Genomic DNA, 13,544 nt, shown 5'->3' on the forward strand with positions numbered 1-13,544 from the left:
GCCGATATTGTAACAAAAAACTGCAGTAAATCAGATTCATAAAATCGGTGATTATTGAGTGTTTGCAATAATTACAGACCGTTGCGTAGATTTTTTAGCTTATAATCTATTAAAAACTCATCTCTAAATAATAAAAACATTAACCAATTGATTATTAATAATAAAGTTATAATTTAATTTTGGTACAAGCCTTGCTACTTTATAACTGAAAGTAAATTCACAAACCGACATTATAAGGAGCGAATTATGAACAGTGATCGTATCGAAGGTAATTGGAAAGAACTTAAAGGTAAAGCGCAACGTAAATGGGGCGATCTTACTGACGGTGATTTAGATAAAATTGAAGGTAGCCGTAAAGAGCTGGTTGGTAAAATTCAACAAGCATACGGTAAATCGAAAGAAGAAGCTGAGCGTGAAGTTGATGAGTTTGAAAAAGGCCATTAATCAAAAACGCTAGGTAACTACAAAACCGCCTGAGCAGGCGGTTTTTATTTTTAAACTCAAATAGCTGCTTTCATACTGAAGTTAAACTCAAAGCTCCTATGGTACTTCCTAACCTCTAGCAACTTACACAAATACTAATATTTAATAGATAACAACATTTACCACCGGTAGCATTGATATGTAGAATCAACTCAACGTTAACAAAATTGGTAGAGTCAAATGAAAATCGCATTAATGAACGAATTCAGTCAAGCGGCAAAAAACCCAATAGTACTTGAACAGCTTAACACTGTTGCTAATGCACAAAATCACCAAGTATTTAATGTGGGTATGGATGGCGATAACGATCATCGACTAACCTATATTCACCTAGGAATTATCGCAAGCTTACTGCTCAACTCTAAAGCGGTAGATTTTGTAGTGACCGGTTGTGGCACAGGTCAAGGCGCACTCATGGCGAGCAATGCGTTTCCTGGTGTGAGCTGTGGTTATTGTATTGATCCATCAGATGCTTACCTATTTGCACAAATAAACAATGGTAATGCACTCGCTTTACCCTATGCAAAAGGCTTTGGCTGGGGCGCTGAGTTAAATATTAAATATATATTTGAAAAAGCATTTACCGGCGAAAAAGGCCAAGGGTATCCAGCAGAACGTAAAGAGTCACAAGTAACAAATGCAGGTATTTTAAATCAACTAAAAGTGGATGTTGCTAAAGATTACTTAAGCGCACTTGAAGCTATTGATCCTGAGCTGATTAAACAAGCGATTGGCGGACCACGTTTTCAAGAGTGCTTTTTCGCACATTGCCAAGACGACGCAATTGCTGCGTTTGTTAAAGCGCGTATTTAATAAAATAGCGCCCTATATTTAAGGGGAGAACCCTCCCCTTTTTGCATCTAAGATAATTAACTTTTAACTTCCAGTGTTGATAATATCCTGAGACAAAATGCGCTTATCATCTTTATATACTTCAAGCCAACCTGGTGGTGAGGTATCACAGCCAATCACTGTAACTTGTAATACGTAGCTGTAACGGCCGTTTTTAAATGTGTAACTATGATTACCGCCACTGCCCTCAAATTCGATCTCACCTTTTAGTAAGACTATATCTGGCTTATCGCTGGTTTTTTTATCAATGCTCCACGACGCATAGCGGAAGTTTCCATCACCTAAGTCATCAATGCGAATACGGTATTTAGCTGTTTGCCAATCTAAAATAGGCTCTACAAAAGCATTAATACTTGGGTGAAGCGCTTGCTTATCAGCTGCTATTAAATTTTTAGCCAGCAATTGTTCTTTAGCTGTTTGGTAATTGATACCGATGATTTTCCCATCCGTATCTACCCAAACGACACCGCTATTTAGCATAATGCCGCGCCAACCTACTTTATCCCAGTCAGTATCGATATTTGAATCAACAATCTGTTTAATAAGCGTCTCATCAAACACGTCATCAAAACGCTCAACTAACTCAGCTTCATTATTAATATCAGGCACTGGATATGTGCGCGAAAGCGGATAACGAATATGTGAGGAAATAGCCGCTTTATCGTGGTTTTTAAATGCTTTTATAAGATCTACAATAGGCTGTTGATATTGTTGCTCAAGCGCAAAACTATTTGCGCTAAACATGAGCGATAAAAATAAGCCGGTATAATATAAAAATTTCATTTAAGTCCTTTATTTTGATGATTCAGTTAATGAACATCATGTTATTTATCTGTTTAGGTTTATACCATTCACAACAACTTTTAGCCATGTTGCCCAAAGTCAATATTGTGTAAATTGATGTAGCGACTAATCAGGAGCAACATACGCCTTTATAGACTCTACAACGCGTTAATTCAATTTTATAAACAAACGATATGACCATTACGAATAGTGAACTGATGATTATCATCAACAAACTGCGCATAACCCATAATTTTAAAGCTAGCGGGATCAGCGTGTTCTACCTTCTTATCACGAAAGTAGACATTATTTTTATCAACGGACACGTTATTACCTATCACTTTAAATGAAGAGACATCCGCATCCATGATTTCACTATCAATAAAAAACACTCGCAGATTATCAATCGCGTAGACTTCATCAAGAAATACGGTTTCATCAGCATTTAAAGGTAAAAGGTGCTGATTATGATAAACCCCTTGATTGTCTCGTTGAAAAAACCGAGTACTCAGTTGATACGAAGATGCCTCTGCACCACTTAAATAATGTGTTTTATAATAAACATGGCGGTTATCTTTCACAATGTCATCATTAAGTATCTTCATATTACTTACTTCAATATCAAGACGGGTTGACTGGTAATAAAGCGTGTTGTTGTCGTGAATAAAATTATGATTTAAAATCGTAACGTCAAGAGGATTAAGTTCAGGGAGTTTTTCTTGATTACAAAAAACAGCTTTTTTATCACGCGAAAAGCCATACTCTAATACCTCAAAGGTATCAGGATCAGCATCTTGTATCGCTAACTCTTGAAAATACACTGTATCAGGCGTTTTTAAAAAACACTCATCTATAAGTACAATATTCTCGGTATTAATATCAAAGATGGTATCTACTATTTCAAAATCATTATCAAAAATATAGACATTACTTTTATCTTTAAAGCGATTGTCATCAAGGGCTTCAAACGTATTTGGGTCGCCTTTATCAAGTAATTCTTGTTGGTAAAATAATCGATCAGCACAGGCATAAAATGGAAAAATCAGCCTATGCCACTCTTTTGCATTTGCACCTGCAATAACGCCTCTGTTTGAGATGATTTTATCATCCACTCTTAATAACAATTCATCAAAAATTTCTGCTGTTTCGTAACCCCCTTCATAAACAACCTCATCTTTATAATAAATATGGGTTTCATCTTTCGCCCAAGTACAATTGATTGAAGAAAAAGAAGCTAAATCAGCGTCAAACGGATGTTCTTTATCAGCCCAATACAGGGTATCGTTTACGGCAAAGTAATCATTATCGTAATCAACAAATACATCATCACACTGGGCTATTTGTGTAATATTTAGAAAGTCAGTATAAATGCCGTTTTTATCACCAACAAAACTTTGTGAAATATAATAGAAACTCTCAGCATCAAATAGAGCAATACGTAGCCCTGAGCGATAAACCCAGTTTTTATCAGCCGAATAACGTCCATGAATAATGCGAAAAGATGCCAAGTCTGCACCGATAATGGCTTCACCAAAATAATAAACTGTTTGCTTGTCTTTACTATATTGTTGATATGCATCTTGTTCTTTACCATCAATCACGACAAATGATTTAGCATCCGCACCTTTAATAATCTTTGAAAATTCATAAACATGATTTTTATCTTTTGCTAAAGTCGTGGTGATCACTTCAAACGTTGCAGCATCCGCTTGTGAAATAACATCTGTACCACAGACAACAACATGATCATCTTTTGCATAATTAAAATGTAAAACCCTAAAGTCTACTAACGTTAATTGAGGTACTGGTCTGTCGTAGTAATAGAGTTGTTCGCCGTCTTGCGTAAATCCTGTTTCTTCATTTACAAAAAATGAAAATTCAAGCTCATGTAACGCAATAGGATATTCTTTTTCATCAATTTCGAGAGTAAAGCTTGAGTCATCATTTTGCTTTAGCTGGGCTTTGCATCCATTAAGCTTACTAAAGTGGTAACGCGTTTGTGTGGTTGGCATTTTGCTCAAGTCAGTATTTATTTTTTGTCCATAAAGCTGCCCGTCAATATAAGTGTATTGTACTGCATCTTTATCATCACAAGGCTCAAATACTAATCCGTCTCGGGTGCGTAAGCAGGTTTGCCCAGTAATCCAATAATAGCCTAACGTTGGCGGAGAAAAATCAATAATAGAGCCATTGTCACTTTCATAAAGCACACAATCTTCAGACTCAATGATGATCTCTAAAGGCAGTGATGGCTCAACAACATTACCCGTTGCCATACTGACAAACACATTATCAAACAAATCTAAGCGCTGGTGGTATTGCGCTTGAAAATAATATTTCATATAACTCCTTTTATTAAACTTTCTTTGATCATAGCTATAAAAGGCAGAGTTATATGCTGGGATATATACTTATTCAGAGGGTTTTCCTTAATAAGCGTATTAAAAACTGGCTTGAATAGTCAAAGCCTCTCACACTAGAAGATTATCTAGTTATGAGAGGTAGTAATCAATCGCGTATCAGTAATGACTTAAGTTCATGTGGCTGGCAGCGCAAGTATTGCGGCGCGGCTTGTATTGTAACTCCGAGCTCCGCTGCGGCATGCCAAGGCCAACGTGGGTTATAAAGAATACCACGCGCCAACGCAATCGCATCAGCTTTACCTTCGCAGATAATATCTTCAGCTTGTTGAGCTTGAGTAATTAAGCCTACAGCAATAACCGGCATAGAAACGTTATTACTTATTGCATCGGCAAAACCGACTTGATAATTAGGGGCAACTTTAATTTGCTGCTGTGCAGTCAAGCCGCCACTTGATACGTGTATATAATGGCAACCACGAGCGTCTAAAGCTTGAGAAAATACGATACTTTGCTCGATATCCCAGCCATTATCAGCCCAATCACTTGCACTTATACGTACACCAATCATGAAATCATGTGGTAACGCAGCCTTTATAGCATCAAATATTGTCAGGGGTAGGCGCATGCGGTTCTCTAATGAGCCGCCAAATTGATCTGAACGCTGATTACTAAGCGGTGATAAAAATTGGTGCAGTAAATAGCCATGAGCTGCATGAAGTTCTATGCCAGAAAAACCAGCTTTATGGGCACGTTGAGCACTTTTCACAAACTGAGTAATTAATCGTCCAATATCGTCTTGCGTCATTGCTTTTGGTAAAGGAGCTTCATCTGAAAAAGCAAGTTCACTCGGAGCAATAGTTTGCCAACCATTCTCTATTTCTGGAGCGATAGGCGCACCGCCATTCCAAGGTAATTCAGTTGACGCTTTACGACCTGCATGACCAATCTGCATCACCATCGGAATGTTAGAGTATTGACCTACATTAGATACGACTTCACGCCAAGCTTGCTCACATTCGTCGCTATAAATACCTGAATCGGCGTAAGAGATTCTTCCTTCAGGTGATACAGCGCTTGCTTCAACAATCAATAAGCCTGCACCGGATTGCGCGAGCATACCATAATGTTGATGATGCCAAGGTTGCACCTTGCCTTCTTCTGCGGCATACATACACATGGGAGCAGTAATAATGCGGTTTTTGAGTGTTATCGGACCTAATTCTAGTGGGCTAAATAATTTTACCATGGAAAATTCTCAAATAATGAATGTGCAGTAAATCACAAATATAATGTACTAATCATTCTACACCCAAGGTTAGGGGCATACGCAAGCTCATTGAATGTGAAAGTATGATGATATACCGAAGAGCTACCAGAAAAACCTTGTACAAAAAAGCGAGCCTAATTTGGCTCGCTTTTTTGTTTTAAACTGACGGCTGATAGCAGACCGCTTCACTTACTCCGGCTCATACCCCAAATTAGGCGACAGCCACCTTTCGGCCTCTTCCAGCGTCATGTTGGTACGTTTAGCGTAGTCTTCAACCTGATCCTTTTGTACTGCCGCTACGGCGTAGTATTTAGCTTCCGGATGTGAAAAGTACCAGCCTGATACCGCAGCGCCGGGCCACATGGCGTATGAGCTGGTGAGCTGCATGCCAATGCGTTTTTCAGTATCAAGCAGCTGCCAGATTTTCTTTTTCTCAGTGTGCTCTGGACACGCTGGATAACCGGGTGCTGGGCGAATACCTTGGTAGTTTTCACGAATGAGATCTTCATTCGCGAGGTTTTCGTCTGGAGCAAAACCCCAATATTCTTTACGCACTTGTTCGTGTAAGTACTCAGCAAAGGCTTCGGCGAGTCTATCTGCCACCGCTTTTACCATTATTTTGTTGTAGTCATCTTGCTGTGCATCGAACGCATCAGCTAAGTCGTCTTCTTCAAGACCGCCTGTTACAGCAAATGCACCAAAGTAATCAGGCGTGCCTTTCGGGGCGATATAATCAGCTAAGCAGTAGTTAGCAAAGTCGGTTTTTTCTGTTTGCTGACGTAAATGGCACGATGTGGTTAATAGTTCAGCGCGAGTTTCGTCTGTGTATATTTCAATATCGTCACCCACACGGTTAGCAGGGAATAAACCAATTACGCCAAGCGGTTGCAAACTGCCTGACTTTTCAAGATCGTCTAACATGTCGTTAGCGTCTTTAAATAAGCTTTGCGCCTGCTCGCCAACCACTTCATCGGTCATGATACGTGGGTATTTACCAGCGATTGACCAGGTCATAAAGTACGGCGTCCAGTCTATGTATTGTCGTAAAGTGGCTATCGAGACATTTTTAAACTCTGTCACGCCCAGCTTTTTCGGCACCGGTGGAGTGTAATTATCCCAATCAAGCTTGGCGGCGTTGTCGCGGGCACGTTGAATAGTAACCGGTTTTGAACGTGGTTTTTTGCGTGCTTGCTGCTCGCGTACTTTGACATATTCAGCGCTGGTTTTTGCTAAAAATTCAGCTTTATGCTCTTTCGACAATAAGTTAGAAACCACGCCTACAGCGCGACTGGCGTTATTTACATAAACCACGCCTTTGTCATATTGTGGCTCGATTTTAACGGCAGTATGCGCTTTTGAGGTAGTCGCGCCACCAATCAATAGCGGTAGTTCAAAACCACGGCGCTTCATTTCTTTGGCAACATGTACCATTTCATCAAGCGATGGTGTAATCAGTCCTGATAAACCAATAATATCGGCTTTTTCATCAATCGCGGTTTGCAGTATTTTATCTGCAGGCACCATTACGCCTAAGTCGATAACTTCATAGTTATTACATTGCAGTACTACGCCAACAATATTTTTACCAATATCATGTACGTCACCTTTAACGGTGGCCATCACGATTTTACCGTTAGTAGCCCCTTCTTCTTTTTCAGCTTCAATGTAAGGGTCTAGGTAGGCCACTGCGCGCTTCATCACTCGCGCTGATTTAACGACTTGCGGTAAGAACATTTTACCTGCGCCAAATAAATCGCCTACCACGTTCATGCCGTCCATTAACGGCCCTTCAATCACATGAATAGGCTTATCGGCAGCAGCGCGGCATTCTTCGGTGTCTTCATCTATAAAGGTAGTAATGCCTTTAACAAGAGCATGTTCAAGGCGCTTTTCAACTGGCCATGTGCGCCATTCTAAATCCTCTACGCGTTCTGCTTGCGCCATACCAGAGTATTTTGGTGCCAACTCTACTAAGCGTTCACCGGCACCTGGGTCGGTATTTAAAATAACGTCTTCAACCGCTTTTCGCAGCTCTGCTGGAATATCATCATACACAGCGAGTTGCCCTGCATTAACAATCCCCATATCCATACCCGCTTGAATTGCGTGATATAAAAATACTGAGTGAATAGCCTCTCGCACGGGGTTATTCCCACGAAACGAGAACGATACATTCGACACCCCGCCCGACACTTTACAGTGTGGCAAGTTTTGCTTAATGCGACGTGTACCTTCAATAAATTCAACTGCGTAGTTGTCGTGCTCTTCAATACCAGTTGCTACCGCAAAGATGTTGGGATCGAAAATAATATCTTCTGGCGCAAAGCCAATTTCATCCACCAAAATGCGGTAACTACGCTGACAAATTTCAAACTTGCGATCGGCTGTATCTGCTTGGCCGTCGGTATCAAACGCCATAACCACTGCAGCGGCGCCAAAACGTTTAATAATTTTAGCTTGGCGAATAAATGGCTCTTCACCTTCTTTTAGCGAGATTGAGTTTACAATTGCCTTGCCTTGAATACACTTTAAGCCCGCTTCAATGACTTCCCATTTAGAAGAGTCAACCATAATTGGCACGCGAGAAATATCAGGCTCGGAGGCAATCAAATTTAAAAACTTCACCATGGCGGCTTTTGAGTCCAGCATGGCTTCATCCATGTTGATATCAATAACCTGTGCGCCGTTTTCTACTTGCTCGCGGGCAACATTAAGCGCACTCTCGTAATCTTCTTCCATGATCAAACGTTTGAACATGGCTGAGCCGGTCACATTGGTACGTTCGCCAACGTTGGTAAATACTGCTATTTTTTGTGTCATCTCGGCTACCTTAGTTTAAATTACACGCTTCAAGGCCTGATAAGCGCATACGCACTTCAAGCTCTGGCAATAGGCGAGGTTTAACACCTTCAAGCCCTTTCGAAAATGCCCTGATGTGTGCAGGTGTGGTACCACAACAACCGCCAACAATATTGATAAAGCCAGACTTGCCCCAATCGATAATTTCTTGAGCCATTTCAGGTGCTTCTAAATCATATTCCCCAAACTCGTTCGGTAAACCAGCATTGGGGTGAACAGAGACAAAGGTTTCGCAAACACGCGATAGTTCTTCTACATATTGGCGCAATAAATCTGGACCTAGCGCGCAGTTCAAGCCAATTGAAATTGGCTTTATATGACGAATAGAATTATAAAATGCTTCGGTGGTTTGCCCTGACAGCGTACGGCCCGAGGCATCGGTTATGGTGCCAGAGATCATCACAGGCAACTTGCGCCCTGCTTGTTCAAACGCTTCTTCAACCGCGAATGAAGCCGCTTTTGCATTAAGCGTATCAAAAATTGTTTCTATCAAAATTAAATCAACACCACCTTCCATTAAAGCAAGGGTTGATTCAACATACGCGGTGACTAACTTATCAAACGTGACATTGCGATAACCCGGGTCGTTCACATCCGGTGAGATTGAACAGGTTTTTGAGGTTGGCCCTAAAACACCCGCAACATAGCGTGGTTTTGCTGGATTTTTAGCAGTAAACTCATCACAAATACTGCGTGCTAATTTAGCTGACTCTAAGTTTACTTCACGGCTGATGCTGGCCATATCGTAATCTTCCATCGAAATTGTAGTCGAATTAAAGGTGTTGGTTTCGATAATATCGGCACCTGCACTTAAAAAGCCACGATGAATATCAGCAATAATTTTTGGTTGTGTGATGCTTAATAAATCATTATTACCTTTAATTAGCACATGCCAGTCTTTAAAGCGCTCGCCACGGTAATCGTGTTCTTCTAATTTGTGTTCTTGGATCATGGTACCCATAGCACCATCAAGAATTAAAATACGCTGTTTTAACGCTTCAATTAACACGGCGCTTTTGTTTTCTAAATTATTCGGCATAGTTGTTAGTCCTTACGGCTTGGCTAACTAAATTAATATCATAGGGTGTGGTTTGGTACACATAATAATTTAACCAATTCGAAAACAGTAAAAAGGCATGGCTTTGCCAAGTTTTCGACGGTTCGTTATCTGGGTTGTTCTCTGGAAAGTAATTTTCAGGCAATGGCGCATCAGGGCCTTTTTCTAAATCGCGCTGATATTCGCCTTTTAAAGTGTCTGCATCATACTCAGGATGCCCGGTAATATACACTTGGCTGCCGGATTTATTTTTTATTAAGTAAGCGCCTACTTGCTCTGAACCTGCCAGCACCACTAAGTCATCACAAGCGTTAATTTTTTCAATATCAATATGACCATACCGCGAGTGAGGCACTACAAAGGTATCGTCAAAACCACGCGTTAAGGCTCCATGTTCAAAGTAACACTTATGGGTAAACACGCCACAGAGCTTATTTTCTTTTAGTTCACGCTTTAGATTATAATGATGAAATAAACCCGCGTGAGCCGCCCAACACGAAAATAATGTTGAGGTTACATGCTGCTCCGCCCAATCTAAAATTACTTTTAGTTCATCCCAGTAGGCTACATCGTCATATTCTAAATGTGCCAATGGTGCGCCGGTAATGAGTAATGCATCGTAATTGTTGTCTTTCACTTCAGAGAAATAACGGTAAAAAGTGTCTAAATGCTGCTCTGAATTGCTACTGCTGCGATGAGTGTCTAAACGTAGTAGCTCTACATTCACTTGTAAGGGTGAATTAGCGAGCAAACGAATAAATTGCACCTCGGTTTCTACCTTATTAGGCATTAAGTTTAAAATCGCCAAGCGCATCGGACGGATCTCTTGGGTTTTAGCGCGGCTTTTTGGCATTACGAATACGTTTTCTTGACGTAACTTCGCAATTGCGGGCAATTCATCTTTAACGGTAATAGGCATACTCATCTCCAAGGCATAATTAACCAATGGCTAATTATGAACGGATAGCTGGAAATTTCAACCTCTAGATGTTTAGATGTCCAAATGAATTTATTTTAGCTATTCTTTTGCATTCTAAAAACCGCTCGCCATAATGCGCCTGTTGATTTTATTTTAAGGTGGTAAACGTGATTGATTGGCTAGGCTTTGGAGAACTTTTTGCTATATTAGCAGCTATTGTTTGGGCGCTTTCGACCATTTTATATAAAGGTTTTAGCCATCACTTAACGCCTATGCAGCTAAACATCAGTAAAGGCGTGTTAGCAAGTGCCATGATGTTAGCTACTATTGCGATTACTCAAGACGCTGCACTACCACATCATCTGACAAGCTGGCTTTGGCTAATTGCTGGCGGGATGATTGGGATTGCGATTGGCGATAGCGCCTATTTTACTGCGCTGCGAAATATTGGCCCTGCTCGCACGTTAGTTATTGAGTCCCTTGCTCCAGCCCTTGTGGGGGTTTTTAATATCCTGCTATTAAATCATTATTTATCGCCATTTGCATGGTGCGGTATTGTACTTACAACCATTGGCGTAGTAATAGCAATCAAGCCTGAAAAAACATTGCCACAGGTTGATCATCAACATTATCGCAAAGGTGTTTTATGTGCCCTTGCAGCTGCTATCTGCCAAGCGCTCGGTATGGTGATGTCTAAAGGCGCACTCAATAATGAGCATATGAGTAGCTTATGGGCGGCATTAATTAGATTAGCAGCCGGTACGATGACTGTGGCCTTAGTTGTTGCAGTGTTTAAAAGCAGTGAATTTAAACAAGCACTAACTCTAAGGGGAATTAGCGGCAAACAATGGTTTTTTGCGGCTGTGTTTTTAGGCACTTTCCTTGGTTTATGGCTTCAACTTGGCGCAGTTAAATATACCGATCCAGCCATTGCACAAACGATTTTCGCAACCGCGCCATTAATTGTAATGAGCATTGGTTTTATAAAGCGCGAGCCCGTTACCAATAAAATGTTAATAGGCGGCTTGCTTGCTTTAATCGGTGTAGGAGTATTGCTCGCGAATTAGCACATTGTTATTTGGTTGATTCGTTGACTGTTTCACCTGTGAGCCACTACAATACAACATTGAAATTTTTATTATTATTTGAAGGCTCCCTCCATGGTTTTACCTGATAAGTTTATTTTCTCGATGAGTCGAGTATCTAAGGTTGTGCCACCTAAGCGCACTATCTTAAAAGATATTTCTTTGCATTTTTTCCCGGGTGCAAAAATTGGTGTACTTGGTTTAAACGGTTCTGGTAAATCAACGTTGCTACGTATTATGGCCGGCCTTGATCAAGAGTTTGAAGGTGAGGCATATCCTCAACCGGGCACTAAAATTGGTTACTTACCGCAAGAGCCTATTCTAGATGAAAGCAAAACGGTTCGTGAAACTGTGGAAGAAGCAGTCAGCGAAGTTAAAAACGCGCTTAACCGTCTTGATGAAGTATATAACGAATACGCGATGGAAGATGCTGACTTTGACGCACTAGCCAAAGAGCAAGGTGAGCTTGAAGCAATTATTCAAGCCCACGATGGTCATAACATCGACAACGTATTAGAGCGCGCCGCAGATGCCCTGCGCTTACCTGAGTGGGATGCTAAAATTGAATTCTTGTCAGGTGGTGAGCGTCGCCGAGTGGCTATCTGCCGCTTATTGCTTGAAAAACCAGATATGCTTATCCTCGATGAGCCGACTAACCACTTAGATGCAGAATCTGTAGCATGGCTTGAGCGCTTCTTGCATGATTACGAAGGCACTGTTGTGGCGGTAACCCATGACCGTTACTTCCTCGATAATGTAGCTGGCTGGATCTTAGAGCTTGACCGTGGTGAAGGTATTCCATGGGAAGGTAATTATTCTTCTTGGCTTGAGCAAAAAGATGCGCGCCTGCAGCAAGAGCAAAAGTCTGAAAAAGCCCGTCAAAAATCAATTGCACAAGAACTTGAGTGGGTACGTTCAAACCAAAAAGGTCGTCAAGCTAAGTCAAAAGCGCGTATGTCGCAATTTACTGAAATGCAGCAGTCTGATTACCAAAAACGTAATGAAACCAACGAGCTATTTATTCCACCTGGACCACGTTTAGGTGATCAAGTTATTGAAGTTAAAAACTTGAAGAAAAGCTTTGGCGATCGCGTGTTAATTGATGATCTAAGCTTTACTGTGCCTAAAGGCGCAATTGTTGGCATTATCGGTGCCAATGGCGCAGGTAAATCAACGCTGTTTAAAATGCTCAGCGGTGAAGACAAACAAGACAGCGGTGAAATTAACCTAGGTGAAACGGTTGAACTGGCAACCGTTGATCAGTTCCGTGGCAATATGGATGACAGCAATACTGTTTTCCAAGAAATTTCAAACGGCCAAGACGTACTAAAAATTGGTAACTTTGAATTCCAAAGCCGTGCCTATGTTAGTCGCTTTAACTTCAAAGGTAACGATCAGCAAAAATTTGTTAAGGACTTGTCAGGTGGTGAACGCAACCGCTTACACTTAGCTAAGTTATTAAAAGCCGGTGGCAACGTTATCCTGCTGGATGAGCCAACCAATGATTTGGACGTTGAAACATTACGTGCCCTTGAGAACGCTATTTTAGAATTCCCAGGCTGCGTTATGTGTATCTCGCATGACCGTTGGTTCTTAGACCGTATCGCAACACATATTCTTGATTACCGTGACGAAGGCCAAATTAACTTCTTCGATGGTAACTACACTGAATATGAAGAATGGCTTAAAAAGACCTTAGGCACTGCGGCTACGCAACCTAAGCGTATTAAGTACAAAAAGATAGGTTAAGTTCTAGGTTCTAAACATTTTTTAAGCCCCACATTTATGTGGGGCTTTTTTTATTAACCTGGAATATAGATCAGAGATCCACGATCCAGAGTTCAGCTTATACCAATCGTGTTAAGTTACTGACCAT

General features: G+C 40.9%; 10 protein-coding genes. 4 read left to right on the plus strand and 6 right to left on the minus strand.

The annotated features are described in order from the left end of the window. Positions 1-246 precede the first annotated feature (246 nt). Together H5232_RS13545 and H5232_RS13550 are read left to right on the plus strand one after the other, a co-directional pair. Complete coding sequence (locus tag H5232_RS13545; protein ID WP_182719166.1) at positions 247-444, plus strand: CsbD family protein; 198 nt, start codon at positions 247-249, stop codon at positions 442-444. A 219-nt stretch (positions 445-663) separates the two neighbouring features. After that, positions 664-1,296: an RpiB/LacA/LacB family sugar-phosphate isomerase gene (locus H5232_RS13550; RefSeq protein WP_182740790.1), complete on the plus strand. Its 633-nt coding sequence runs from the start codon at positions 664-666 to the stop codon at positions 1,294-1,296. Positions 1,297-1,359: 63 nt separating this feature from the next. On the opposite strand, the gene H5232_RS13555 is transcribed toward H5232_RS13550, so the two are convergent. The 6 genes from H5232_RS13555 to metA form a co-directional block, all read right to left on the minus strand. Beyond that, the gene (locus H5232_RS13555) at positions 1,360-2,118 is read right to left on the minus strand and encodes a hypothetical protein (protein ID WP_182831040.1); all 759 of its coding nucleotides are present in this window, start codon (positions 2,116-2,118) and stop codon (positions 1,360-1,362) included. Between the two features lie 179 nt (positions 2,119-2,297). Continuing rightward, positions 2,298-4,460 carry a DKNYY domain-containing protein gene (locus tag H5232_RS13560; RefSeq protein WP_182831041.1) on the minus strand — a complete coding sequence of 721 codons (2,163 nt, stop codon included), beginning with the start codon at positions 4,458-4,460 and terminating at the stop codon, positions 2,298-2,300. Positions 4,461-4,626: 166 nt separating this feature from the next. Next, the gene (locus tag H5232_RS13565; protein WP_182831042.1) at positions 4,627-5,727 is read right to left on the minus strand and encodes an NADH:flavin oxidoreductase/NADH oxidase; all 1,101 of its coding nucleotides are present in this window, start codon (positions 5,725-5,727) and stop codon (positions 4,627-4,629) included. 210 nt (positions 5,728-5,937) lie between these two features. Further along, complete coding sequence (gene metH / locus H5232_RS13570) at positions 5,938-8,568, minus strand: methionine synthase (protein ID WP_182719161.1); 2,631 nt, start codon at positions 8,566-8,568, stop codon at positions 5,938-5,940. Between the two features lie 10 nt (positions 8,569-8,578). Further along, the gene (locus tag H5232_RS13575) at positions 8,579-9,646 is read right to left on the minus strand and encodes a homocysteine S-methyltransferase family protein (RefSeq protein WP_182831043.1); all 1,068 of its coding nucleotides are present in this window, start codon (positions 9,644-9,646) and stop codon (positions 8,579-8,581) included. Beyond that, on the minus strand, positions 9,636-10,583 hold the full coding sequence (gene metA / locus H5232_RS13580; protein WP_149982020.1) for a homoserine O-succinyltransferase: 948 nt from the start codon (positions 10,581-10,583) through the stop codon (positions 9,636-9,638). Before metA ends, H5232_RS13575 begins: the two co-directional genes overlap by 11 nt. A gap of 167 nt (positions 10,584-10,750) precedes the next feature. Between metA and H5232_RS24635 the strand changes: the two genes are divergently transcribed. Next, positions 10,751-11,650 carry a DMT family transporter gene (locus H5232_RS24635; RefSeq protein WP_182831044.1) on the plus strand — a complete coding sequence of 300 codons (900 nt, stop codon included), beginning with the start codon at positions 10,751-10,753 and terminating at the stop codon, positions 11,648-11,650. A 93-nt stretch (positions 11,651-11,743) separates the two neighbouring features. Further along, a complete protein-coding gene (gene ettA, locus H5232_RS13590) occupies positions 11,744-13,417 on the plus strand; it encodes an energy-dependent translational throttle protein EttA (protein WP_145241364.1) in 1,674 nt (557 codons plus the stop codon). The last annotated feature ends 127 nt before the right edge of the window (positions 13,418-13,544 follow it).

Origin of the sequence: Pseudoalteromonas sp. SG41-5, from assembly GCF_014164495.1 — a bacterium.
GTDB lineage: Bacteria > Pseudomonadota > Gammaproteobacteria > Enterobacterales > Alteromonadaceae > Pseudoalteromonas > Pseudoalteromonas rhizosphaerae.